This window comes from Guptibacillus hwajinpoensis (assembly GCF_005144865.1).
In the GTDB taxonomy this organism is placed as follows: Bacteria; Bacillota; Bacilli; order Bacillales; family Guptibacillaceae; genus Guptibacillus; species Guptibacillus hwajinpoensis_A.
Window position 1 is genome coordinate 252,850 of the sequence record NZ_SWFM01000002.1, and the last position, 22,870, is coordinate 275,719.

The window sequence follows — 22,870 nt, forward strand, 5'->3', positions numbered from 1 at the left end:
AAATGGTAGTACATTCTTAAGGGGGAAAATATGGCGAAAAAAATTAGTAGTTTACTAGTAGGGGTTCTTTTTCTAACACTTTTGGTGCCAACGATATCAAACGGGGAAGCAAAGGATCTAGTCACTTACAATGATATCAACAGAATGTTAACTGAAAGTGCGTTAGAATATAATATTCCACCTGAGATTGCAAAAGCGGTCGCATTTCAAGAGAACGGTTGGAAGCAATGGTCAGATGATTCCCAAGCCGATCCGATTATCAATAAGACAGACGGTGGTATTGGATTAATGCAAGTTACAACTGGTGTGTGTGAAGAAGGTGAGACAAAGAATTGTTATGATCCTGAAAGACTTGGAGATGACATTCAATACAATATCAATGCTGGTTTAGAAATTTTAAATGAAAAATGGAATTATGGAGACCGCGGGATTATTCCAACTATTAATACAAATGATCGAGATATTCTAGAACACTGGTACTTTGCAGTGATGGCGTATAACGGAACTGTACCAGTGAATAGTCCTTATTTTCGAGATGCAAAAGATGGGACACGTAATCTAAACACTTATCAAGATGAAGTATTCAAAAACATTGAGCAGCGTAATTATTTCTCTGTTAACATTGAAGCGATTAAGTTCCAGAGGGATGACTTCACTTATGATAAGGAGCAAAAAGAACCAATAACATTTAATAAAATGCATTATGACGTGAACGATGAATTAACACGTTCAAGAACTCTTTTAAAAGAAGGCGACAAGGTTTCTACAGTAGCTGGTAAACTCTTAAAGAAAGAACCAAGCTCAGAAAACGGAGTCAACGTAAAACAGTCTCAAGTTGCTACTGTATTGAGTAGCGAATTTTATATTGATACAACCAAAAACCAGGGTACTATCCCATACGACCATTGGGTTCGTTATCACGTAGAGCTTGAAGACGGAACAAAAGGATATATGGCTTCAGGTAGTTTAATCCCTGTAACCGAACGTCTTTCAGGCGATAACCGCTACAAAACAGCGATCGAAATCTCAAAAGACGGCTGGCAGGACGGCGCTGACACGGTTGTCCTTAGTCGTGGCTATGAATTCCCTGACGCTCTAGCTGGTGCGCCACTTGCTTATCAGTTGGACGCTCCTATTCTACTAACGGATGATAAGACACTCACAAAAGAAACTGCCAATGAAATCAAGCGACTTGGTGCTAAAAAAATTATTATTCTTGGAAGTGATAATGCGGTTTACCCTGCAGTTGAAAAAGAGTTACGCAATATGGGTCTCAAAACCGAGCGAATTGGTGGAGAAGATCGCTTTGAAACAGCTAAGCTGATTGCTGAGAAACTCGATTCTCCTAGCGATAAAGCGGTTGTAGCATACGGATACAACTTCCCAGATGCGTTAGCTGTTGCCCCATATGCAGCGAAGAAAGGTATGCCAATTCTTCTTACGCGAGACAATAAGCTACCTGACTACACGAAAGAAGCGTTAGCTGACACGAAAGTAACAATCGTCGTTGGCGGGGATAATGTCGTGCAAAAGAATGTGTACGATCAATTACCAGGTCACAAACGCTTAGCTGGAGACGATCGCTATGAGACAGCTGCTGAAATCATCGGCTATTTCGATGACGAAGCACACACCGGTTATGTTGCTACTGGCTTGAATTTTGCTGATGCATTAACGGGTGCTGTTCTAGCAGCGAAAAATGATTCACCATTGTTACTAGCGAAAAAAGATCAACTTTCACCATCCATAGAAGCGGCGATCAATGATTTGCAAACAGAACAATTCGTACTTCTTGGTGGCCCTGATGTGGTAAGCGTAGAAGACAGACTTGCAAAGCTTACGATAAAATAAAGAAAACGAACCCTCTGACTTGTTTCAGAGGGTTTTGCTTTAGCATGAAGGGAGCGATGTAGATGCACGTACTAGGTAAACCGCTTGAAAAGTGGATTCAAGACTATCCTCTGATAGAAGATTTGGTAAAACTGAAGGAAGTTGTATGGGAGAATCCCGCTAAAGGTATTCCCACACAAAGCGAGCTTTCTTATGACGATATCCTTGAAGCAGAAGCACGCATGAAACGCTTCGTCCCTTACTTCCAAAAAGTATTCCCAGAGACAAACGGCATCATCGAATCGCCAATATCAGATATTAATTCTATGAAGGCAAAGCTTGAGAAAGAATACGACACACAAATTGACGGCCGGTTGCTCTTGAAACGTGATGATCTTTTACCGATTGCAGGTAGTATTAAAGCGCGTGGCGGAATTTATGAAGTCATCAAGCATGCGGAGAAACTTGCTTTAGGTCATGCATTACTTAAAAAGGATGACGATTACGCGATCTTAGCAGATAAAAAGTTCACCGAGTTATTCTCAGCTTTCTCTATTACAGTTGGTTCGACTGGTAACCTTGGACTGAGCATCGGCATCATGTCAGCAAAGCTTGGTTTTAACGTGACGGTTCACATGTCGAGCGACGCGAAACAGTGGAAAAAAGATCTCCTTCGCAAAAAAGGCGTGAAGGTTGTGGAGCATAAAGCAGACTATAGCGTTGCGGTTGAACAAGGACGACAGCAGTGTGAGAAGAGCCTCACGTGTCACTTTATTGATGATGAAAACTCGAAAGACCTTTTTATGGGGTATGCGGTTGCGGCCCTTCGACTTAAAAAGCAGTTAGATGAGATGGAAATCAAGGTCGATGCGGAGAATCCATTGAACGTTTACCTACCTTGTGGGGTGGGCGGTGCGCCTGGTGGAATTGCTTTTGGACTGCATCAAGTGTTTGGCGAATACGTTCATTGCTATTTCGCAGAACCAACGCACTCGCCTTCAATGTTGCTTGGATTAATGACGGGCCAACATGACAAGATCTCAGTCCAAGACTTTGAAATTGATAACATCACTGCTGCAGACGGATTAGCGGTGGGAAGGCCATCTGGATTTGTTGGACGTGAAGTTCAATCAATCATCGACGGCGTCTTCACAGTCGACGACCAGCGACTCTACGACATGCTTCGCTGGCTCTATAACTCTGAGCGCATTAAGCTCGAGCCTTCTGCACTTGCTGGAATGATTGGCCCTGTCGTTACGAAGGATTATGAGAAGAATAAGGGAGGCACCCATCTTGTCTGGGCGACAGGAGGAAAGCTAGTACCTCAGGAAATGTGGATAGAAGATTATTTGAAAGGGAAGTAAAAAAAGGAGAGGGAGGAGAGGAGAGGAGAGGGGGTCAGGCGCGAGCCTGACCCCCCTAAAAGACAAAACCAAAGAAGTGTCCGTCTGGGACGGACACTTCTTTCTTCTATTCAATCCCATCCACAATAATGCTCGCTACACATTACATCCTTTGGCGTATGGACAATAGTTACATCACTCTATTTATTAATGGTTTAACGCTTAGTACCATTAATATAAGTGTTTACAAAAACAGGGAGGTAATATGATGTCGTGGAAACAGGTTCGGTTTAGTGTATTCTTTTTCATCATGTTGAATATGGTGATTGCCCCAGCTCTTGTGCATGCTTCAGCCAATGAAAAAACTAAGAGCAAATCCAAAGCAACCTCAAGTGCAACAACGCAAGCATGGGACGAGGAGGCCTACGATCGTCCAGCAGATTATTCAAGCTATATCACAGAGAAAGATGTTTTTATTACGATGCAAGATGGTGTCGTTCTAGCTGCAGATGTTCATCGACCAGATGGACCAGGTCCATTTCCAGTCATATTAACGCAGACTCCTTACAATAAAAACCAAGATAATAAAGAAAACCACAATGACTATTTTATTAAACGAGGCTATGCCCATGTCGTCGTTGACGTGCGTGGGACAGGCTCCTCTCAAGGGGCCTGGGATTCTTTTGGTATCGCTGAGCAGAGTGATGGAAAAGAAGTAGTTGAATGGGCGGCAAAGCAGCCGTGGAGTAATGGAAAAGTTGGACTGTACGGTTCATCTTATCGAGCAATCAACCAGCTACTCACTGCAGCTAAGCAGCCCAAAGGGTTAGAAGCCATTTTCCCAGTCGTGCCAATGGCTGACGTCTACCGTGACATTATGATGTCGGGTGGCATGGTGAATACAGGATTTATTCCGCTCTGGTTAGGGCTGGTGACGAGTAGCGGTCTCCTTCCACCAACGTATACGATGTCAGAGCCGATTATGGCGAGTAGTGTCCTCATTAACCATGCAGGTCAAACAACAGGGTATCCAACGAGCACGCTTAGTTCAGCCATTACTGGTGGGGACTTTGCCTATGATGGTCCAGCTGCACATTTACGCTCGCCGATTTATGTTGCTGATCAAATCCAAGTACCAACCTTTTTGACTGGTGGTCTACACGACCTATTTCAACGAGGTACGCCACTCCTTTATGAGAAACTAAAAGCGAACGGCGTAACTACGAAACTTTTAATGGGAAACTGGACGCACGGAAACTATGGAAGTGGATTGCCTGCTGATAATATTCCGACGCTAGATCAAATCGCTTTAAAATGGTTCGACACGTACTTAATGGGGATTGATGGCACAGGAATTGAGCAAATTCCTAATGTGACGCAATATGTTCTTGGTGAAGATCAGTTCCAAGTTCAGCCTAGTTGGCCACATTCAGAAGCGACGGCAGAAAGATTCTATCTTCGTTCTGGTAAGATGCTAACAAAGGATACACCTTCATCACTTGAATCTTCTAGAACAATGGTCCAGCAGCCAGCAAACGGTATTTGTTCTGGTAGCACAAATCAATGGACAGCTGGCATTCCAAGTGCGCTACCATGTACAAAAGACAATCGGTTAACCGAAACAACAGAACTCACCTATACCACTGCACCAATGAATAGCGACTTGCATATCTCAGGTCCAATCGCAGCGAAAGTCTATGCAAGTACAACGGCGAAAGAGTTAGTTCTTTCCGTGCGTTTGACTGATGTGGCTCCAGACGGTAGCTCCAGCGAAATAACAGCCGGTTGGCTTGCTGCGTCACACCGAGCGGTTGATGAATCGAAAAGCCGTTTCCTAAATGAAGAAAACATCCAACCATGGCATCCTTTCACTAGAGATGCCGTGAATAAAGTGACACCAAATGAAGTGATGGAATTAAATGTAGAAATCTTCCCTACGAATGTTGTGATTAAAGAAGGACACAAACTGCGTGTCGCAATCGGTCCAAGTGACTTCCCACATGCAATGTCTCCAGCTCCACAACAATTGGACCAACTAGGCGGAATTGCAACAATATTAAATAGAGAAGAATATCCATCCTCTATTGTAGTTCCAGTAGTGAAGTAGATGAGAGAAGTTGAGTTCAAGGGGGGTCAGGTGCGAGCCTGACCCCCCTAAAAGACAAATCACTAAAAATCATGCGAAAAGTCCACAATAGGAGAACATTTCGCATGATTTTTCATTTTATTACCATATGTTTGAAACAAAAGCTCACTTTTAATCGTATTTGAGTTAAGAGCATACGAAAGTTAATAGTTTAGGAGGGTGAGACTAAGTTGGAACTGCTTGTAGAAATCTTCGCTTTTTTTGGTGAGATGTTTTTTGCGTTTGGTGAAGGACCAGATGAAGAGCGAATTGAAGCAAACATAGTGGCACTTATGGCATTTAGCTGGTTTCAAGATCTTACGAAAAACCCTGAGTACAAAGAGTTAATGAAGAAGAATGATTCTGTCCGACACGTAATAGGGAAAATGCGGGTGAAGAAGATGAAGAAATCAGTGATGTATGAAGAACGGAAAGAGCGAAGGTTGATGAAGGATTTACATAAGCAGCTTATAGGCAGCTTATAGGGGGTCAAGCTTATAGGGGGTCAGGCGCGAGCCTTACCCCCTATAAAGACAAAAAAGCTATAAAGTCCGCAATTTGAGGACAATTTGCCTAACGAAGTTAAGCACAAATCTATTAACTACTTTATACTAAAACCATAGGCATTTCGTATAGAGGATGCCAAACGAGTAAGGGGAGATGTGCGTTGATAAAGAAGATCTTATTACACATTAAGGAGAGTATCTGGTTTATTCCTGGAACTTATTCTGTTCTATCTTTTCTACTAGCTATAGCTGTCATACTAATTGATACGGTTTACTATGAGCAGGTTCAGCCCTTTATCCCTTCTTTTTTAACAACGACTGTTGATCTCGCCCAGACGACGCTTGCGTCTCTTTCGGCAGCGCTACTGACGATGACAACGATTACGTTCTCTACGATCATGGTTGTATTAACAACTTATTCCTCACAATTTTCACCAAGAACACTCAAGAACTTTACGACAAACCCGACTACGATGAGGGTACTAGGAATCTTCATGGGAGGCTTTGTTTATTCCATTCTATCCCTATTATTTATGAGAAAAGAATTGATCGATCATGAAGTGATTTCAGCTACAGTAGGCGTAATCACTGCATTTGTATGTCTCGCCTTTTTCGCTTTCTTTTTGCATAGAGTAGCAAGTTCCATTCAAGTAAGTAACTTAATAAAAGAATTAACAGATGAATCTCTAAATATGGTTCGAGAGGCAAAAGCTGCACTTGATGATGATCGAAATAGAGTTTTAGAAGTGAAGCCTCAATTTTCTCCAAGCTATGCATCTGTTGAAGAATTCACCGCAACAAATTATGGATATATTAAATTGATTGATTATGAGGGGCTTTTAACTTTTGCCATCAACAATGACTATATGATTGAAGTGAGTGAACCGATTGGTAGCTTTGTTACACCAGAAAGTAAAATTCTTTCCATTTATCATAAAACTGAAGAAGTTAATGTGAATATCAACCAATTCATTACAGTTGGAGATGAGCGATCCAGCGTTCAAGACATTGATTTCGGGATTCAAAAGATGGTTGAAATTGCATTAAGAGCGATTTCCCCTGGCATAAATGATCCAAATACGGCGATTAGCTGTATTGATTATTTAAGAGTGCCTTTAGTGGAAGCATTTCAACTTGGGGGAGACTTCGTTACGTATTATGAAGAGGACAAACCTCGTGTCATTGGTACGCAAAAAAATGTAGAGGAATTATTGTATTCTACTTTCTATCAGATCAGCTTCTATGGACGAGAAGATATCTCGATTCTTCTTGCTATATTCGATACACTGATCTATATTTCTGAACATAGTAACGACGCAGTGAAGAAGGAAGTTCAAAAGATTAGCGAATACATTATGAATCGATTTGATCAAGAAGCTCTAGACGTTTTGGATCGTAAACATGTCGATGCGAAGCGCGCTAAGTTGGTAGCGATTTAAAGCACTGGGGGTCAGACCCCTGTCTGACCCCTCCATTAAGAAAGGAGCAATACATATGAAATTCTACGTCGCTTCTGGCTTTCAAAACAAAGCCAAAGTGCAACAGTTCAGCGAGCAATTAAAGCAAGAGGGATTTACTCAAACCTATGATTGGACAAAGAACGTAAGAGCATCAACAGAAGAGGAGCTTGAGATTATTGGAGAAGATGAACTGAAAGCTGTAAGAAACGCTGACTTTTTGGTGGTTATTCTCCCAGGTGGAAAGGGGACTCATATCGAAATGGGGATTGCACTCGGTCTTTCTATTCCGGTTTATCTTTATTCTAAGGAATTTCCTGAGCCAACAGAGTCGACCACCTTCTACTACACAAGTGGTGTTACCCGCTGTTCCGGTAGCCTTTCGGATCTTCTCGCTCTTATAAACAAAAAGGACAAAAGCCATGTCCGTTTACAATAAGCTCGTACGTGATCGGATACCTGAGATCATTTCGAACACAGGGAAAACCTATGAAACAAGGATTCTAACAGACGATGAGTACAGATCAGCACTGAGAAAGAAATTGCTAGAAGAAACAAATGAATTTCTCGAATCTGAGTCGGATGAAGAAGCTATAACCGAGCTTGCAGATGTACTTGAGGTCATTCACATGCTAACTAAGAGTCATGGAACTTCCATAGAAGAAGTAGAGAATGTTAGGAAAAGAAAGGCAGACGAGCGAGGGTCATTTAACGGTAAAATTTATCTTCTCTCTGTTGAAGACTAGTTTTTTGAAAAATAGTAAACAAGGACTTTGGAACTAAGTCTTTGCAACTGACAATGCATTTTTCTATTCGTTTTGAGACAAAAGTCATCCCCCTATCTGTGATAAAAGTCGATTGAGATGCACAAATTGCACACGTAGACTTATAAATGCAAACGCTTTCATAAGGTGAAACAGGGGAGGGCTTTTTTGAAAAAGGGAAGAAGACTTTTATCGTTAATCGTTGCAACTGTCATGTTACTACCTATGTTTGTTCCGGGAATGAGTGCTGAGGCTGCTTCGACCAATGGCACGATGATGCAATATTTTGAGTGGTATTTGCCGAATGACGGTGCACACTGGAATCGCCTGAACAGTGACGCACAGCATCTAAAAGATATTGGGGTAACGTCAGTCTGGATTCCACCAGCTTATAAGGGAACTCAGCAAAACGACGTCGGGTATGGCGCTTATGATTTGTATGATTTAGGGCAGTTCAATCAAAAAGGCACAGTCCGGACGAAATATGGGACGAAGAGTCAGCTCCAAAATGCAATAACGTCCCTTCACCAGAAAAACATCCAAGTATACGGTGATGTTGTCATGAACCACAAAGGTGGAGCGGATTACACTGAAAACGTCACAGCGGTTGAAGTGAGCAGTAGCAATCGTAATCAAGTTGTCTCAGGGGAGTACCAAATCGAGGCGTGGACAGGCTTCAATTTTCCCGGAAGAGGAGATACATACTCGAGCTTTGACTGGAAATGGTATCATTTTGACGGAACAGACTGGGATGAATCGCGCGATCTGAAGCGCATCTATCAGTTCAAAGGAACAGGAAAAGCGTGGGATTGGACGGTATCATCTGAAAACGGAAACTACGATTACCTCATGTATGCGGACCTCGACTTCGAGCATCCAGAAGTAGCAAGTGAAATGAAAAAGTGGGGCACATGGTATGCGAATGAGCTCAACCTGGATGGCTTTAGACTCGATGCCGTAAAGCACATCAAGCATTCTTATCTTAGCGATTGGATTACTTCGGTTCGTCAGGATACTGGAAAAGAAATGTTCACAGTAGCTGAATACTGGAAAAATGACCTTGGCGCGATTAACGATTACCTCCAAAAAACGAATTATACACAGTCTGTGTTCGACGTACCGCTTCACTACAATTTTCACCAGGCATCAACGAGTGGTGGGTCGTATGACATGAGAAACCTGCTAAATGGCACAGTGATGGCTTCGAACCCAAGTAAAGCAGTAACGATTGTTGATAACCACGATTCGCAGCCAGGACAAGCACTAGAGTCAACAGTGCAATCATGGTTCAAACCGCTTGCCTATGCGTTTATCTTAACAAGAGGGCAGGGCTACCCGAGCGTATTCTACGGCGATTACTATGGTACAAAAGGGAGCTCGTCTTATGAAATCCCTGCACAGCAGGCGAAGCTCGATCCATTGCTTCAAGCTAGAAAATCCTTCGCCTACGGCACACAGCACGATTACTTAAACCACCAGGACATCATTGGCTGGACGAGAGAAGGTGACGCATCACATGCAAACTCGGGTCTTGCCACACTCATGACAGACGGACCGGGTGGCTCGAAGTGGATGTACGTTGGCGTGCAAAACGCTGGTGAAACATGGAACGACATCACAGGAAACAAATCCAACTCAGTTACGATCAATAATGACGGATGGGGAGAATTCTTTGTGAATGGTGGATCTGTTTCGGTTTATGTGGATTGAGGAAGTGCAGTTAAGTGAGAGGGGTCAGGCTCGGGCCTGACCCCACTAAAAGACAAAACTACCAAAAGTGTCCGCCTCTGGCGGACACTTTTTTCACTTAATAAGGAGCCTTCATACTGATTAAAGCCTTACGCACCAACGGTTTGACGCTATAAATGAAGTAAGGGGGTCAGGCTCGCACCTGACCCCCTTACTCCCCCTTACTCCCCCTTACTCCCCCTATTTCGCATCAGATATCTTCCCAAGAAAGAACCCATCCACCTCACTGATCTTACCTCTCCAAAGAATTTTTCCCTTTGAAGGAGTGGGCTTACTATCACCTAAGTAAACCTTTGTGTTTTTTAAATGGATATAGTTCGTCTCGGCTCCATTGTTGTCTTCCAGTGCTTGGCCTGCATTTGCAAATTCTTCACTTAGCTTTTCTGCAACGTCGTTTCCATCTCCAATGGAGTCGCTTAGCGTATCAAAGTATTCCTTTGCAGAGACGGTTGTTCCTGTAACAATCGCCCCGTTGATATTTAATGTGATATCAAGGGAAAAGTCGTGTTTATTAGATGCTTGTGTGAAGAATTCGAGTATATTGTCTTTATTGTTGTTTGATTCAAAGCTCATTTTCTACTTCTCCTTTCTAACAATCTACTTAAGAAGATGTATCATCGTTGCTGGATAGTGTTGTTACTTTTTCTTTTTCGTCATCAGAGTTTTCTGTTTCATCATCTGAATTGCTGTTTTTCTTAGAAGCATTTTTGCGCGTTGAACGACGCTTTTTCTTGTTTGTATTCTTTTGCTCGCCTTCTTCATCGTCATCTTCGTTCTCATCATTATCATCGCTATCCTGGTAATCTTTCAATTCACTGTCTTGCTCGTTTTCTTCATCGTCTTCTTCATCGTCTTCCTCAGAATCAGCATCTTCCTGATTCTCTTCATTCTTTGGGTCTGTTGATTTCGAACTTTGCTGTTTCTTCTTTGAAGAAGGAGCCTGTTCGTTCTCATCGTCTTCCTCGTCGTTTTCTTCACTTACATTTCTCGTCGATTTTTTCGTCTGTTTTTTACCTCGCTTGGAAGCAGGTTGATCATCCTCATCCTCTTCATCCGCTTCAATTGCTCGCGTCAGGCGATCAAGTTTATCTTCAATTTGCTTAAGACGGTTTTGTAAGTCTTCATTCTCCTGTTTAAGAGAATCGTAGTCTTGCTGTTGATCGTCAACTGAATCTAGAACACTAGTCTCCGAGCTTGCAGCTGTCTCAGCTTCCACTTCATTCTCTTCTTCAGAATACTGCTGCTTGTCCCTTTTAAAAAGGTTCGTCGTTGACGTTTTGATTGAATCAGCTGCTTTTCTTGATCGTTCCTTCGTTGCATTTCCAAAATCTTTTCCTTTGTTTTTAAGCTTCTCCTGATCGATTTTGGAGAAAAGCTTTTTCCCGTTCTCAGGAGTTGCAAGGTAACCAACTGTGGCCCCAAGAATACTTCCTGTAACGGTCCTCGTTAACGGCCTGTTAAAACTAGATTTGTTCTGACCATTGTTTTCGTTCGTCGATCTCTTTCCCTCTGATTGATTCTCTACAGTCGTCGTGTTTTGCTCTGTCATTTTAAATCCCTCCAATTATTATTTTTCTGCCATATTAAGGCAGTTGTTCTCTAAACTTTTCTCAAGTGAATTCAGTCGTTCCTGTAATTTCTTGTTTTCTTGTTCAAGCGCTGCTGTTTTGTTATCTGCAGCTTTCGAGCTAAGGTAAGGGTCATTTTCCCACCAGTCCATCCCGATTTCTTTCGCTTTGTCGACGGAAGCGACAATCAGGCGGATTTTGATGGTGAGAAGTTCAACGTCCGCTATGCCAACTGTAATATCACCAGCGATGACGACGCCTTTATCTAGAACTTTTTCTAAAACATCAACAATAGTATTTGATTGACCCTGATGTTCAACAGCCATCTAAACGCCTCCTCTGGCTCGGCCGAATTAAAGTAAGCTTCCGAGTGGTCCAAGATCAATATTTAAATCCTCGGCATCCAGTCCAAATACATCTTTTAATTCTTCCATTTTTTCTTCTAAATTCATTAAAGCGACACCCAGGTTCTCAACCTGATCGTCTGTTAACGTGCCACCTTCAACGCGTCTCATCGCGTGTCGCTCGACAATTTGTCTTAAAAGTTCTACCACCGTTAAGACAAGCTGTGCTAATCCTTGTTCTGCCTTGTCAGGGTCGAAATTAATTCGACCACTTGTCTGGTTGGCCTGTTGCATCGATTAATGCCTCCCTTTCTTTATCAAATTGATTGGAATGGATCGTATTTCGAGTACCTTGCTTATGTTGGACAAGGGTTTCGACAGACGAAATCAAAACACGTAAATCCAAATAGACGAGATCAACGTCTGCGATGGAGATAATTAAATCTGCTTTAATCGCTACACCTTTATCAAGAATGACATCCAATATATCGATAAGGGCGATATCTTTGTTTTCGATTGACTCTCTAACTGTCATGGACCTCAATCCTCGCTTTATGAAGTAAAACTAGAAAAATGGTAGGGTGGCCATGGACCTGATACTTCAAAATCCCATCCGTTTACCCCGTAAGTTTCTTCATCGAGCTTTATTTCTTCAATAAACTCTTCAACATTGGCGGAAGGGAGGAGGAAAACGCTGTTCCATGCCATTTTTTCTTTTCGTCCCGTAACGTCCTTGCTCCAATTTTTCTTAATGCTTCCAAACAGAGAAATCTTTTGTAACTTTTCATGGATCTCTTCACAAAAGAGGTTTTTCTCATTTTCTAACTCTTGATTGATGAGCTCATCTATTTTCTTTTTCTCAAAAAATTGTCTCCCGGGCGATAGTTGACTAATTTCCTGCCTCTTTGCTTCAATCGAAGTATTGCTTTCACTCACTTGCTTCTTAAGCTCTTCATCATTGCAGTAGATTTTGAGATTCCATTCTTCATTGCCCTCTAACAACTTAAACGTTTCACTAAGCTTTTCATTATTGCTCTCAACTGTCTGCATCAAGCTATCCGGGTTTTTATATAACGTGCAGAACTTTAACGGCACGATCGTATACTGTTGTGCTAGCTGCTGGACCGTTTCGTGATGATGAAATGCTTTTTCCTGAAGCCATTCCATATCGTTGTTGATTTTGTTGCTAATCGTTTCTTCTGAATACTGATCAGCTTCTAGTTCGCAAACAAAGGCTGTGACTTCATTTATTGATAATGGATAAATGATGCCCTCACCATCGAACCCCTTGATAGAAGGAAGGGGAGTAGTAGTAGCCTCATGACTAGGAACCAAACCGTATAAATAGAGGAGATTACTCATGTGTTCACCTTCAATCCTTTTTCGTTAATTCTTCCCATTGTTCTAGCTCGCGCTGTTTCGCGATTTCATAACGGATCAGCAATTCTTCTTCTTTTTCTGTGTACGCTTCTTCAGGGATTTCGCCAAGCTCATACATCATTTGAAGCTGAATTAATTTTTGTTGAATTGTGGGAAGGTCGAACAATTCTTTATCTGCTTCTTCTTTGATTTTCTCACCGACTTTTATGACTAAATCAAAAGGCGCGGTAACCAGTTTGTGAATCATTAGCCTTCCTCGACCTTTAAATGAATGTTCACAAAGTTATAAGCTGGCCATGGGCCGGTGTAGCTGAAATCAACTTTGTCTTTCCATTTATCATGAGCCTCATTCACTAACTCATCGAACTTCTCTTCATTTTCGCGGTCAATGAGAAAGGCTGCATTTAATAACATTTTTTCACCGAGAGGATCATTGGTTTTTGCTGCCTCAGATGTTTCCTCCAGTGGAGCGAAAATTTCTTCTTTAATATCCTTTTGAAGGGAAGCGAAAAATTTCTGTGCCATGCCACCGAGTTGAATTCGTTCATAATAGCCTGCCGCTTGCGATTTTCCTTTTACCGACGCGGCCATTTTCTCGACTTCTGGATTTTCATTCACCATCGTCTCAAGCCATTCTTTCTTTCCAATGACCTTAAGCCCAACTTCAATTTTGCCTTTAATATTAGGGAAAAGCTTCTCGAATTGCGGATAGAGATTCTCGAGAAGAACTTTTACATCATCACGAGATTTGAACGTATTTCCGAAACTGATCGGAATGACGGTATCTTTATGACCCATAACAAACGAGACGGCTTCCTGGTGCGTTAATAGGTTCTTTTTATTAGGGTGATAGATTTTCATCGGAACTTCGGCTGCCACCATCGCTGCATCTTTGTATCGAATCGTGAAAAGTTCTCTTTCCTCATCTTCAAGATCGATTGTTCCAAAATGATCTTCTTCATTTGTTTGGATGGCACAAAAGATATAAATGCCCATTTCTTCGTTTTGACTCATGCGTAGCACTCCTTTATTCCTCAATAACTTCCATGTTTTCACATGCATCTATGATTAATTCTTCTGCTTTGCTAATTGGATTCTCTTCGTCAATGCATTGACTGACGGTATGTGCGATTATATCGAGACATAGACGCTGAAATTCTGGATTTCTGCCGTCTATGGGAATATCTGATTCAATAGCGAGTGTTGCAATCATGAGGGAGGCGCGCAAACTAGGACCGTTGCCATTTGGACAATGCTCACGCATATTTGAGACCAGATTTGTAATGGCTCGCGCTTCACTCATCACAAGGTTTGCTTTCTCAGAAACGATTAGCATTTCTCGCTCACTGTCTTTGTAATCCACGTGGATTGTAATCAAGCGATCTAATAACGCATCCTGCGTTTGGTATACGCCAGCATATTCGGCAGGATTGCTTGTGAAGATGATTGAAAAAGCTGGATGAACCTTGATAAAAGGCTCCGTCAATTTAGAGCCGTAGAGCGGAAGAACACCTTCTTCCAAAATCGAAAGGAAAAGATTATTCGTAGTAGGCTTCGAACGTGTGAATTCATCATAAACAAGCGTATAGCCGTTTTTGACAGCTTCTAACAACCGTCCATCTCGCCACGTTTCAGTAACACTTTCATCTTTTTTGTAAACGGATCGCACATATTGATCGACCACTTTCTTGCTCGTATAGCCCGTGAAATCACCAATTAAATCCTTGTTATTTAATTCATGATTCCCATGCATCAGCATAACGGGACGCTTTCGTTTCTTCGCTAACGCAAGTGCGAGAGAGGTTTTCCCGGCTCCAGAAGGACCAATAAAATGGACAGGATAACCTGATTTCAGGTATTGAAGAGAACGAGAGAGCAGTTCTTTCGTTTCATCGTCCTGTATGAGCTCTCGATTGTTCTTACTTCTGTTCGTTAAAACCGTCACAACACTAACCTCCCGCGCTTCCTACATTTCCTGTCCAATCGCACTTCTGTATCGAATATCTTTTCTTGAGAAGGACGTTACTTCTTTCTCCTTATTTAAAAGAACTTCATACGTCCCGAGCATTTCATCTTTTGCATACTTCTTCATATATTCCTTCTCCTCAATAACCTCTGCAATGACCCGCCAGCCTTCATTTTCATTCACTTCAACTGAGGTAATCTTGTGGAGAGGAGCGATATGATGATTGAAAAAATCAGCTACATTATTCATAATTTCTTTAATTTCCATAGGAACCTCCATCTTAAAGTAGGGGAGATGGCCCTAGAGCCACCCCGCTAACTAGTTTTGTGCTTAAATACTAAACTGAGCATTTCGTTCATTCGTTTGGTTCGCAAGTCCTTCTTCCTGAACTTCATCACGAAGCAATCCAACTGCCTCGGCATAACGTAACCAAGTATCAACACTTGCAATAACGACCCTAGCCTCAATAGTTAGAATTTCAATTCCGACAACAGAGACCCGCGCAAACGCGTCAATGACGATCCCCTTATCAAGAATTCGGTCAATAACCTCTGCAAGACTGGAACTATCTGAACTCTTTTGAATAGCCATGTTCATTCTCCTTTCGATTTAAGAAGTCATGCTCTTAATATCTTTAGATGATTTGATATTTTCTGAACTTTTAATTTCGGTAGAGCTCTTAATGTTCATGGAACTCTTGATATTGGTCGCACTTTTGATGCTTCCGACACCTTTAATCTTCTTTCTACTCTTAGTGGATGAAGACACCTTTTCTTGGAACTCTTCGCCGGCTTCTTTCGCATTGCCTAGTTTTTCACGAACGGACAACAAGACGTCCTGGACTTTTTCTTTTGCGTCTTCCGCTTTCGAGTGAACTTTATCGGCATTCTCATCTTTCGTTGTCTCTAATTTCTCGGCAGCTTCCGTTACTTTTGATTGAATACCTACTTGGACATTGTCTTGAAAATCATCGACGACTTTCTCTTTCACTTTTTCCTTTACCTTATCTTTCACAGGTTCTGGTGCATGCTCCATGACCTTTTTGGCGATTTTCTTACCAGGATTACTCATCCAAAGCCTCCTTTAAGGAAAGCTGAATGCAGATTACTTTGAATCCACAAGGCTCGACAACATGTTCTCAATCCGATCGAGTCGCTCGTTTAAATGCTTATTTTCTTCCTTAATTTCTTCGATTTCTTCGTTTGAATGGGAGGAAGGTTGTTGCGTTTCCTCGCTTGTCTTCCTTGGTGATAAACGACCTTCATACTTGCTCATATAACCTGTAGCCGTTTGCCTTATTGTAAGAAGAGCCTGCTCAGTAATGAATTCTTGAGCTGTTTTCCTGATCTCCTGCCCAGCGTTTCGAACGGCTTCTGACTTACCGATGCTTTCAACAACCTTCTTGCTAGCACCGGGACTCGATAATAAGCCAATACCTGCACCAACCACTCCACCTAGAATGGCGTAATTGACAGAAGGACGTTCGCCGCTATTTCCCTGTGTTTGTGAGTCGCCTTCCGCAGGTTGCGAAAGGATCTTGCTGCTTGTGTTTTTATCTTCGTTTTCAGCCATGATCTACCCTCATCTCTGTTAAAATGTATGACTATCTTTAAATGCTGAATTGTGGTGATCGTTCATTTTCCTGTTTCGATAAACCATTTTCCTCAACCTCATCACGTAGAAGTCCAACAGCTTCTGCATAACGTAACCACGTATCCACACTTGCAATGACCACGCGAGCTTCAATGGTTAGAATCTCGATCCCAACGAGAGAAACTCGGGCAAAGGCGTCAATTACAATCCCTTTATCTAAAATTCGATCAATGACTTCCGCCAAACTTGAGCTATCCGAACTTTTTTGAATACTCATCATCTCACTCCAATCTGTTACTGAATGTGTGTCCTAAGCCTTTTGGCCCGTTTTTTCTCAGTTGCTTGGGCTGTGAATTAAACGGAGTATACCTCGTTCTGAAAAGCCTGAAACTTCCTCAAAAGTGAAATTGGAAGAAAGAAGCATTATTAATCCATCTTTTAAACTTAGATGATCACTTTTGTAATAAAACTTTCCTTATGGGATATAGCTTGAAGCAAAATAGGTGGCTATAAAATGTCAAATATTACGAATTCTTTACAGATGAAAGGAGTTTATTTTAGTAAATAAATAACTTGATTGGATGTAGTAAATAAGCCTCTATGGTGGGGGTGGAAGGCGAAAAAAGAGGGGGGAGAGTGGGAGAGAGAGAGTGGGGTCAGGCGCGAGCCTGACCCCACTAAAAGACAAAACGCAAAAAGTGTCCACCTCAGGCGGACACTTCTTCTCATTCTCATATGTTGTTTATGCTCTTTAAAGCTTTATGTAGCAATGATTTGATGGGTTTCAGCAGTGAGAGGGGGTCAGGCTCGCACCTGACCCCCACCGCTTTAAAATCATTAAACCGTTTCCGCCCGCATCCTTCTCCCACGAATCTCCCGATACACCTTCCAAATGATAAACACGCCAATACCGATCATCACGATGCTCAGCGTATACGTAACCTGCACTGGTTTATCATCTTTCACAAAGATTCCGAAGTATCCCCAAAGGAAGACGAGAGGATAAATTAAATCATCGTTATAAAGACTAAAGTATACGGCGAGACCGCCGCCGATGATGAGCATAATAATCGTCCAGCCAAGTTCATTCATTCCAAATATCAAATCAACCCCGTTTGCATTTGCAACGATAAATGTATCAACAATCGTCGCAATTGAAGTCCAGGCGAGATAGAAAGAGAAGGGAATAATGAAGAAAGAAGAGCGATCAGGATTTCTAGTGATTAACGCGTATAGCACGGAAAGCGTAATTAACGAACCCGCGATTAAAAGTAATGAAGCAGTTGTACCAACGAGCACTGAAGTACCTGAAAGCAACATGCTTAGTGAAAATAAAAATGAGATTTTCTTATACAGTTCCTGATCTCGTTCATCCGCAGTAAATTGCCTAACGAGGGATATCAAAATCAACAGATAGATTAAAAACCAGATGGAGAATGTAAATCCAGCAGGTGCGAAGATGACATCATCGCTTCCGCCCATATCACCAGCGAATACGAGGGATGAGATAAGTAAATAGACGAATGCGCCTATATTCACAAGCTTCATCATCAAGATGAGTTCCTCCTTAAATAGGTCTACTTACAGATAAGTTACCCTTATTGTTTGCATCCTATTAAGAAAGAATAAAGAAGAGGGGGTCAGACAGGGGTCTGACCCCCTTCTAAATACTCCCTCCCAAAGACCTACCCCAAATACCCATTCGCCTTCAAATAACTAACAATCGTCTCCACTGCTTCCTCAACCGTTTGCTTCTCTGTATCCACAACAAGCTCAGGAGTTGCAGGCGCTTCATACGGAGAGTCGACGCCTGTGAATTGACTGATTTCGCCTTTACGGACTTTCTCGTAAAGCCCTTTAGGATCACGCTTTTCACATGCTTCAAGGCTTGCTTTGACGTAAATTTCTACAAATTCTCCAGCAGGGAAAAGGGCTCTCACCATATCCCGATCGTGCTGGAACGGGGAGATAAACGCGGTCAAAGTTACCATTCCTGCATCCACAAATAAGCGTGACACTTCTCCAATTCTCCTGATGTTTTCAATGCGGTCTTTATCGGCAAAACCGAGGTCGCTGTTCAATCCATGCCTTACGTTATCCCCGTCCAGTCGATACGTGTGAACACCTAAACCGTACAATACTTTTTCAAGCTCGACCGAAATGGTTGATTTACCCGATCCAGATAATCCTGTGAACCAGAGCACAGCCCCTTTGTGCTTCTTTAATGCTTCGCGGTCACTCTTCATCACTTTTCCTTCATGCCACGTTAAGTTATTATCCTCCAACAGTTAACACCTCCTACATCTCAATCCTTAGAACCAGAAGAAGCGAACGATTACAACGGTTACGACCATAACGATCAATGTTAGTGGAAATCCAACTTTAATAAAATCCTTGAATCGATACCCACCAGCGCCATACACTATCAGGTTTGTTTGATATCCAATCGGCGTCATAAAGCTTGATGATGCGGCGATTGCCACGATAATTGCGAGCGGTAATAGGTCAATTTGCATCGTTTTAGCGACTTGCACTACAATCGGAAACATGAGAACCGCAGCTGCACTATTTGTCATGATTTCTGTAAAAATGTTCGTTAAAATGTATACGCTCAGTAGCACAGCGAAAAGGCCGAGCGGGCTAGATAATGCCATTAGAAACTGGGCAATCGACGTGGCTACGCCTGAATTCGTTAGCGCCAAACCTATTCCGAATGAGCATGCAATCATCAAAAGAACATGCCATTGAATAAGACTCTTAACCTCACCAGGCGAAACAAATTTGAATAGAAATAGCAGCAACGTTGTGATTGCCATCGCCGTAAACATGGTTAGGACACCGAACGTGACGAGCCCAATCATGATCGCAAGCAGCGCAATCGATAACCAGCCTTTCTTCATTTGCATAGGTGTAATCAACTGCTCTTCAAGTAGCGTAATCGAATAAAAATCAGCAGAACGTTTCTTCTTACTAAATTCGTCTCCCGCAATCATCAGGAGAACGTCACCTGGCTTTAGAACGATATCTCCGATTTTTGCTTTCAATCGATCGTGCTGTCGGTGAACAGCGATAACTGCGGCTTGATGCTGACTTCTGAAATCTGTTTCTTTTATTTTTTTAAATAGAAGCGACGAATGATGCGTTACAACGGCTTCGACAAGTCGGTGATCTTCTGGAAAGTGAGAACCTGAACTGCTTTGGAGTTCTAGTCCTTTCATTCGTTGAAGCTCAGTTATCGTCGAAATGTCTCCAGTAAAAAGGAGAAGGTCATCTTTATGCAAGATGGTTGCGCTTGAGACGGGTGCAATCGTTTCTCCCTCACGTAAAATACTAACGAGATAGACGCCTTTTAAACTTCGAAGTTTCGCTTCCTTCACCGTTCGATTTAGATAAGGAAAATCACGTGTAACGAGAACCTCTCCCGTAAATTCTCTTAATGCCTCTGATTCAATGATTGAGCTAACATTACGATCTGGCAATAACGCCGAGCTAAAGAAAATCAAGTAGCCAAGCCCAAGCAGCGTAATCGGAATCCCGACCGCACTAAGCTGGAAGAAGGAGAATCCTTTATGTCCGTATTCTAATAAAAGTCCGTGAACAACAAGGTTCGTTGATGTACCGATAAGCGTAATCGTACCACCGAGAATAGTGGCGTAAGAGAGTGGAATCAGGAATTTGGACGGAGAAATCCCTTTGTCCTCACACCATTTTTTCACCATTGGCGTAGCTGCCATCACAATCGGAGTATTGTTCACAAAGGCAGAAAGGAGCGATATTGGAGGGAGCAGTTTCGCCATAATATGATGATTGGAAGAGGCTCCTTTTAGTAACTGTTGAAGAGCCCGATCGACAAGACCGCTTTTTTGAATGGTGCCAGCCACGATAAATAGTAGCGCAATCGTCAGCATGCCTTCATTTGAAAATCCTGACATCGCCTCTGTCGGCGTCACGATGCCTGTCACCATGAAAATCATTAGCGTTGAAGCGAGAATCACTTCTGGACGCTCCATTTCAAAAAGCAATCCAACTAACATCAAAATCATTGTAATCGATACAAAATAGAACTCAATCATTGTAGCTTCTTCTCCATCGCCTGCTATTTTTCTTCATCTTTACGATTCATCTCATTCATTAAGACCTCAATAACCTCAGGTCTCGAGAATTCTTTAGGGGGTATTTGTCCATTTTTCAGCATCTCGCGAACCTTTGTGCCACTTAAATGGATATGAAAATTCGTTTCGTGCGGGCAAGTTTTCGCAGTCGCCATACTGGCACAGTTGATGCAATAAAAGGCATGCTCGAACGCAAGTATTTCAATGCCAAGCTCCTCTTTTGAAAACTGCTCGAAAATTTTCTGAGCATCATACGTGCCGTAGTAATCGCCAACACCGGCATGATCTCTTCCGACAATAAAATGCGTGCAGCCAAAATTTTTACGAACAAGGCTATGAAAAACTGCTTCGCGTGGACCAGCATATCGCATCGCAGCTGGAAAGACGGACAGCATCACGCGGTCCTTAGGGTAATAATTTTTCAAAAGAACGTCATAGCTCTTCATACGAATTGGAGCCGGAATGTCATCTTTCTTCGTGTCACCAACGAGCGGATGGATTAAGAGTCCGTCCACCGTTTCTAAAGCCGTTTTCTGAAGGTACTCATGCGCACGATGAATCGGATTTCTTGTTTGGAACGCAACAATCGATTTCCAACCGAGCTGTTGAAATTTCTCTCTTAACTCAGCGGGCGTTTGGAAATTCTCACGCAGCTTTTCAGGATGCTTAAGGAGCGTAATTGGACCTGCAATATTAAAATCTTCCTTTTCCAACGTTTTTTGAACGCCAGGATGATCGGGATCAGCTGTCCCATAAACAAAAAAGGCTTCTGCTTTCTTGCTATATTCATACATTTCTTCAACGTTTAGTAATCCATAAATCTTCCCATCTTCACCCTTTAAGGAGACGGTTTCACCAGGAGATAGCGTTTCTATAATGTTTTTAGAAACAGAAACCGTAACAGGCAGGCTCCAGATTGTCCCATTTTCGAGCCTCATTTCTTTTAGAACGTTGACGTAATCCGCTTGTTTCATAAACCCCGTTAACGGACTGAATGCACCCGTTGCAATTAGGTATAAGTCAGATAAGGTCCAGGAGTTTAATGTGATAGACGGATACCAGGCTGCTTTTTCTAACAGGGATTTTCTTTCAGTATCATCCGCTATGCGGTTAATGAGTTTTCCTCCATGTGGTTCAATCACTGAGTAATTCTCCTTTCTTCATGATGCAATTGTTGCTATTAGCATATGAGGGAAGGAGGAGAGAAGAGCGGGCGATAGGAGAAAATGGGGAGTCCACTATAACGAACGGGGTCAGACCCCTCTCTGACCCCCACCCTCTTCATTCACCAAGACATAGGCATTCATCATACACTGTGCTATCACGTGTTCAGAGGGAGAGAAATCATGCATCCATATTACCGCACGCTTGTAGATGATATTGCCACCGCGATCAATGGAGAATACAGTGCGATTCAGTGTTATAAGAAGCTAGCACAGCTTGCCCCAAATGATACCGAGCGAAATCGCATTAAGGAAATTAGGAAAGATGAGAAAATGCACCTGCAAGCTTTCAAAAATATTTACACGCAACTAACCGGTCAACAACCTTCACCTCAGGTGACAGAGGAGTGTCCGAATGAGTATAGAGAGGGTATTGATTTCGCCTTTAACGACGAACAAGAGACAGTCGATTTTTACCTGGATATTGCAGACCAAGCACAGGATCCCTTCATTAAAGAAACGTTCAAGCGAGCAGCTGCAGATGAGCAAAATCATAGTGTGTGGTTTTTATATTTATTAACGAAGAGAAGATAGTAAAAAGGTTGTGTGGGGTCAGACCCCTGTCTGACCCCGTCACCCCCTTCCCACCACAACCCCCTTAAGGTATAATAAAAACTGCAATTACATATCAACCGATTCAGGTGTCTTCAATAGGAAGACTTAAAAGGGAAGCTGGTGTAAATCCAGCGCGGTCCCGCCACTGTAAATGGTCGTAAGCTGCAATAACCACTGTTCGTCAGCGAATGGGAAGGAGCAGCGCGCGATAACCATGAGCCAGGAGACCTGCCTTGAGTCACTAGCACGAACAACCTACGAGGATAGGGATGTGCGAACGGATTCAGGTGTTGTACCGATCAACAACCTATACTTCCATTCGGCCATCTCCATGCTCGTGCGTGGGGATTTTTTA

General features: G+C 42.4%; 27 protein-coding genes and 1 riboswitch. Of the genes, 9 read left to right on the forward strand and 18 right to left on the reverse strand.

Features of this window, described 5'->3' with window-relative positions; translation table 11 throughout:
* Positions 1-30 precede the first annotated feature (30 nt).
* From FBF83_RS08625 to amyS, 8 genes are all read left to right on the forward strand, one after another.
* Positions 31-1,851: a cell wall-binding repeat-containing protein gene (locus FBF83_RS08625; protein WP_136946750.1), complete on the forward strand. Its 1,821-nt coding sequence runs from the start codon at positions 31-33 to the stop codon at positions 1,849-1,851.
* 62 nt (positions 1,852-1,913) lie between these two features.
* Positions 1,914-3,194, forward strand: a complete 1,281-nt coding sequence (locus tag FBF83_RS08630) for a D-serine ammonia-lyase (protein WP_136946751.1) — start codon at positions 1,914-1,916, stop codon at positions 3,192-3,194.
* A gap of 247 nt (positions 3,195-3,441) precedes the next feature.
* Positions 3,442-5,280, forward strand: a complete 1,839-nt coding sequence (locus tag FBF83_RS08635) for a CocE/NonD family hydrolase (RefSeq protein WP_169525274.1) — start codon at positions 3,442-3,444, stop codon at positions 5,278-5,280.
* Between the two features lie 209 nt (positions 5,281-5,489).
* A complete protein-coding gene (locus tag FBF83_RS08640; protein WP_136946753.1) occupies positions 5,490-5,783 on the forward strand; it encodes a hypothetical protein in 294 nt (97 codons plus the stop codon).
* Positions 5,784-5,965: 182 nt separating this feature from the next.
* The gene (locus FBF83_RS08645; RefSeq protein WP_169525276.1) at positions 5,966-7,243 is read left to right on the forward strand and encodes a DUF2254 domain-containing protein; all 1,278 of its coding nucleotides are present in this window, start codon (positions 5,966-5,968) and stop codon (positions 7,241-7,243) included.
* A gap of 55 nt (positions 7,244-7,298) precedes the next feature.
* Positions 7,299-7,700, forward strand: coding sequence for a nucleoside 2-deoxyribosyltransferase (locus tag FBF83_RS08650; RefSeq protein WP_136946755.1), 402 nt, complete (start codon positions 7,299-7,301; stop codon positions 7,698-7,700).
* The gene (locus FBF83_RS08655) at positions 7,684-8,007 is read left to right on the forward strand and encodes a nucleoside triphosphate pyrophosphohydrolase (protein ID WP_136946756.1); all 324 of its coding nucleotides are present in this window, start codon (positions 7,684-7,686) and stop codon (positions 8,005-8,007) included. Before FBF83_RS08650 ends, FBF83_RS08655 begins: the two co-directional genes overlap by 17 nt.
* 165 nt (positions 8,008-8,172) lie before the next feature.
* Entirely contained in the window at positions 8,173-9,735 is a 1,563-nt protein-coding gene (amyS, locus tag FBF83_RS08660) for an alpha-amylase (RefSeq protein WP_338109122.1), read from the forward strand.
* Positions 9,736-9,954: 219 nt separating this feature from the next.
* Here amyS and gvpU read toward each other — a convergent pair whose 3' ends face one another.
* The 18 genes from gvpU to sat form a co-directional block, all read right to left on the reverse strand.
* Entirely contained in the window at positions 9,955-10,347 is a 393-nt protein-coding gene (gvpU, locus tag FBF83_RS08665) for a gas vesicle accessory protein GvpU (protein ID WP_136946757.1), read from the reverse strand.
* A gap of 28 nt (positions 10,348-10,375) precedes the next feature.
* The gene (gvpT, locus tag FBF83_RS08670; protein WP_136946758.1) at positions 10,376-11,323 is read right to left on the reverse strand and encodes a YtxH domain-containing protein; all 948 of its coding nucleotides are present in this window, start codon (positions 11,321-11,323) and stop codon (positions 10,376-10,378) included.
* 18 nt (positions 11,324-11,341) lie between these two features.
* Positions 11,342-11,668 (reverse strand): gas vesicle protein, encoded by a 327-nt coding sequence (locus tag FBF83_RS08675; protein WP_136946759.1) that lies wholly within the window; start codon positions 11,666-11,668, stop codon positions 11,342-11,344.
* A 27-nt stretch (positions 11,669-11,695) separates the two neighbouring features.
* Positions 11,696-11,980: a gas vesicle protein K gene (locus tag FBF83_RS08680; RefSeq protein WP_136946760.1), complete on the reverse strand. Its 285-nt coding sequence runs from the start codon at positions 11,978-11,980 to the stop codon at positions 11,696-11,698.
* Positions 11,946-12,221: a gas vesicle protein gene (locus FBF83_RS08685; protein ID WP_136946761.1), complete on the reverse strand. Its 276-nt coding sequence runs from the start codon at positions 12,219-12,221 to the stop codon at positions 11,946-11,948. Before FBF83_RS08685 ends, FBF83_RS08680 begins: the two co-directional genes overlap by 35 nt.
* Before the next feature lie 17 nt (positions 12,222-12,238).
* Positions 12,239-13,048: a GvpL/GvpF family gas vesicle protein gene (locus FBF83_RS08690; RefSeq protein WP_136946762.1), complete on the reverse strand. Its 810-nt coding sequence runs from the start codon at positions 13,046-13,048 to the stop codon at positions 12,239-12,241.
* 10 nt (positions 13,049-13,058) lie between these two features.
* Positions 13,059-13,313, reverse strand: a complete 255-nt coding sequence (locus FBF83_RS08695; RefSeq protein ID WP_136946763.1) for a gas vesicle protein GvpG — start codon at positions 13,311-13,313, stop codon at positions 13,059-13,061.
* The gene (locus FBF83_RS08700) at positions 13,313-14,080 is read right to left on the reverse strand and encodes a GvpL/GvpF family gas vesicle protein (RefSeq protein ID WP_136946764.1); all 768 of its coding nucleotides are present in this window, start codon (positions 14,078-14,080) and stop codon (positions 13,313-13,315) included. The genes FBF83_RS08695 and FBF83_RS08700 overlap by 1 nt, the downstream gene beginning before the upstream one ends.
* Positions 14,081-14,093: 13 nt before the next feature.
* The gene (gvpN, locus tag FBF83_RS08705; RefSeq protein WP_136946765.1) at positions 14,094-15,011 is read right to left on the reverse strand and encodes a gas vesicle protein GvpN; all 918 of its coding nucleotides are present in this window, start codon (positions 15,009-15,011) and stop codon (positions 14,094-14,096) included.
* Between the two features lie 21 nt (positions 15,012-15,032).
* Positions 15,033-15,299 carry a gas vesicle protein GvpO gene (gene gvpO, locus FBF83_RS08710; RefSeq protein ID WP_136946766.1) on the reverse strand — a complete coding sequence of 89 codons (267 nt, stop codon included), beginning with the start codon at positions 15,297-15,299 and terminating at the stop codon, positions 15,033-15,035.
* 63 nt (positions 15,300-15,362) lie between these two features.
* Positions 15,363-15,623, reverse strand: coding sequence for a gas vesicle protein GvpJ (gene gvpJ, locus FBF83_RS08715; RefSeq protein ID WP_136946767.1), 261 nt, complete (start codon positions 15,621-15,623; stop codon positions 15,363-15,365).
* A gap of 18 nt (positions 15,624-15,641) precedes the next feature.
* Positions 15,642-16,103, reverse strand: coding sequence for a gas vesicle protein GvpQ (gene gvpQ, locus FBF83_RS08720; RefSeq protein ID WP_136946768.1), 462 nt, complete (start codon positions 16,101-16,103; stop codon positions 15,642-15,644).
* 33 nt (positions 16,104-16,136) lie between these two features.
* Positions 16,137-16,604, reverse strand: coding sequence for a GvpT/GvpP family gas vesicle accessory protein (gene gvpT / locus FBF83_RS08725; protein ID WP_240688037.1), 468 nt, complete (start codon positions 16,602-16,604; stop codon positions 16,137-16,139).
* Between the two features lie 37 nt (positions 16,605-16,641).
* Positions 16,642-16,902 (reverse strand): gas vesicle protein GvpJ, encoded by a 261-nt coding sequence (gene gvpJ, locus FBF83_RS08730; protein ID WP_136946769.1) that lies wholly within the window; start codon positions 16,900-16,902, stop codon positions 16,642-16,644.
* Between the two features lie 560 nt (positions 16,903-17,462).
* Positions 17,463-18,179, reverse strand: coding sequence for a tryptophan-rich sensory protein (locus tag FBF83_RS08735; protein WP_136946770.1), 717 nt, complete (start codon positions 18,177-18,179; stop codon positions 17,463-17,465).
* A 131-nt stretch (positions 18,180-18,310) separates the two neighbouring features.
* A complete protein-coding gene (gene cysC / locus FBF83_RS08740) occupies positions 18,311-18,913 on the reverse strand; it encodes an adenylyl-sulfate kinase (protein WP_136946771.1) in 603 nt (200 codons plus the stop codon).
* A gap of 24 nt (positions 18,914-18,937) precedes the next feature.
* The gene (locus FBF83_RS08745; protein ID WP_136946772.1) at positions 18,938-20,698 is read right to left on the reverse strand and encodes an SLC13 family permease; all 1,761 of its coding nucleotides are present in this window, start codon (positions 20,696-20,698) and stop codon (positions 18,938-18,940) included.
* A 23-nt stretch (positions 20,699-20,721) separates the two neighbouring features.
* On the reverse strand, positions 20,722-21,879 hold the full coding sequence (sat, locus tag FBF83_RS08750; RefSeq protein WP_136946773.1) for a sulfate adenylyltransferase: 1,158 nt from the start codon (positions 21,877-21,879) through the stop codon (positions 20,722-20,724).
* Positions 21,880-22,083: 204 nt separating this feature from the next.
* Between sat and FBF83_RS08755 the strand changes: the two genes are divergently transcribed.
* Positions 22,084-22,494: a ferritin-like domain-containing protein gene (locus FBF83_RS08755; RefSeq protein ID WP_136946774.1), complete on the forward strand. Its 411-nt coding sequence runs from the start codon at positions 22,084-22,086 to the stop codon at positions 22,492-22,494.
* A gap of 88 nt (positions 22,495-22,582) precedes the next feature.
* Positions 22,583-22,766, forward strand: a riboswitch (cobalamin riboswitch).
* Positions 22,767-22,870: the final 104 nt, after the last annotated feature.

Coding starts and splice junctions, on each gene's coding strand:
- gvpJ (WP_136946767.1), bottom strand. CDS start 15,623: ATGGCTATTCAAAAGAGTTCAGATAGTTCCAGTCTTGCAGAGGTTATT.
- FBF83_RS08680 (WP_136946760.1), bottom strand. CDS start 11,980: ATGCAACAGGCCAACCAGACAAGTGGTCGAATTAATTTCGACCCTGAC.
- FBF83_RS08630 (WP_136946751.1), top strand. CDS start 1,914: ATGCACGTACTAGGTAAACCGCTTGAAAAGTGGATTCAAGACTATCCT.
- gvpT (WP_136946758.1), bottom strand. CDS start 11,323: ATGACAGAGCAAAACACGACGACTGTAGAGAATCAATCAGAGGGAAAG.
- gvpO (WP_136946766.1), bottom strand. CDS start 15,299: ATGGAAATTAAAGAAATTATGAATAATGTAGCTGATTTTTTCAATCAT.
- FBF83_RS08625 (WP_136946750.1), top strand. CDS start 31: ATGGCGAAAAAAATTAGTAGTTTACTAGTAGGGGTTCTTTTTCTAACA.
- FBF83_RS08650 (WP_136946755.1), top strand. CDS start 7,299: ATGAAATTCTACGTCGCTTCTGGCTTTCAAAACAAAGCCAAAGTGCAA.
- FBF83_RS08675 (WP_136946759.1), bottom strand. CDS start 11,668: ATGGCTGTTGAACATCAGGGTCAATCAAATACTATTGTTGATGTTTTA.
- gvpT (WP_240688037.1), bottom strand. CDS start 16,604: ATGGCTGAAAACGAAGATAAAAACACAAGCAGCAAGATCCTTTCGCAA.
- FBF83_RS08745 (WP_136946772.1), bottom strand. CDS start 20,698: ATGATTGAGTTCTATTTTGTATCGATTACAATGATTTTGATGTTAGTT.
- FBF83_RS08635 (WP_169525274.1), top strand. CDS start 3,442: ATGTCGTGGAAACAGGTTCGGTTTAGTGTATTCTTTTTCATCATGTTG.
- FBF83_RS08690 (WP_136946762.1), bottom strand. CDS start 13,048: ATGAGTAATCTCCTCTATTTATACGGTTTGGTTCCTAGTCATGAGGCT.
- FBF83_RS08695 (WP_136946763.1), bottom strand. CDS start 13,313: ATGATTCACAAACTGGTTACCGCGCCTTTTGATTTAGTCATAAAAGTC.
- FBF83_RS08755 (WP_136946774.1), top strand. CDS start 22,084: ATGCATCCATATTACCGCACGCTTGTAGATGATATTGCCACCGCGATC.
- gvpJ (WP_136946769.1), bottom strand. CDS start 16,902: ATGAGTATTCAAAAAAGTTCGGATAGCTCAAGTTTGGCGGAAGTCATT.
- FBF83_RS08700 (WP_136946764.1), bottom strand. CDS start 14,080: ATGAGTCAAAACGAAGAAATGGGCATTTATATCTTTTGTGCCATCCAA.
- gvpQ (WP_136946768.1), bottom strand. CDS start 16,103: ATGAGTAATCCTGGTAAGAAAATCGCCAAAAAGGTCATGGAGCATGCA.
- FBF83_RS08655 (WP_136946756.1), top strand. CDS start 7,684: ATGTCCGTTTACAATAAGCTCGTACGTGATCGGATACCTGAGATCATT.
- gvpU (WP_136946757.1), bottom strand. CDS start 10,347: ATGAGCTTTGAATCAAACAACAATAAAGACAATATACTCGAATTCTTC.
- FBF83_RS08685 (WP_136946761.1), bottom strand. CDS start 12,221: ATGACAGTTAGAGAGTCAATCGAAAACAAAGATATCGCCCTTATCGAT.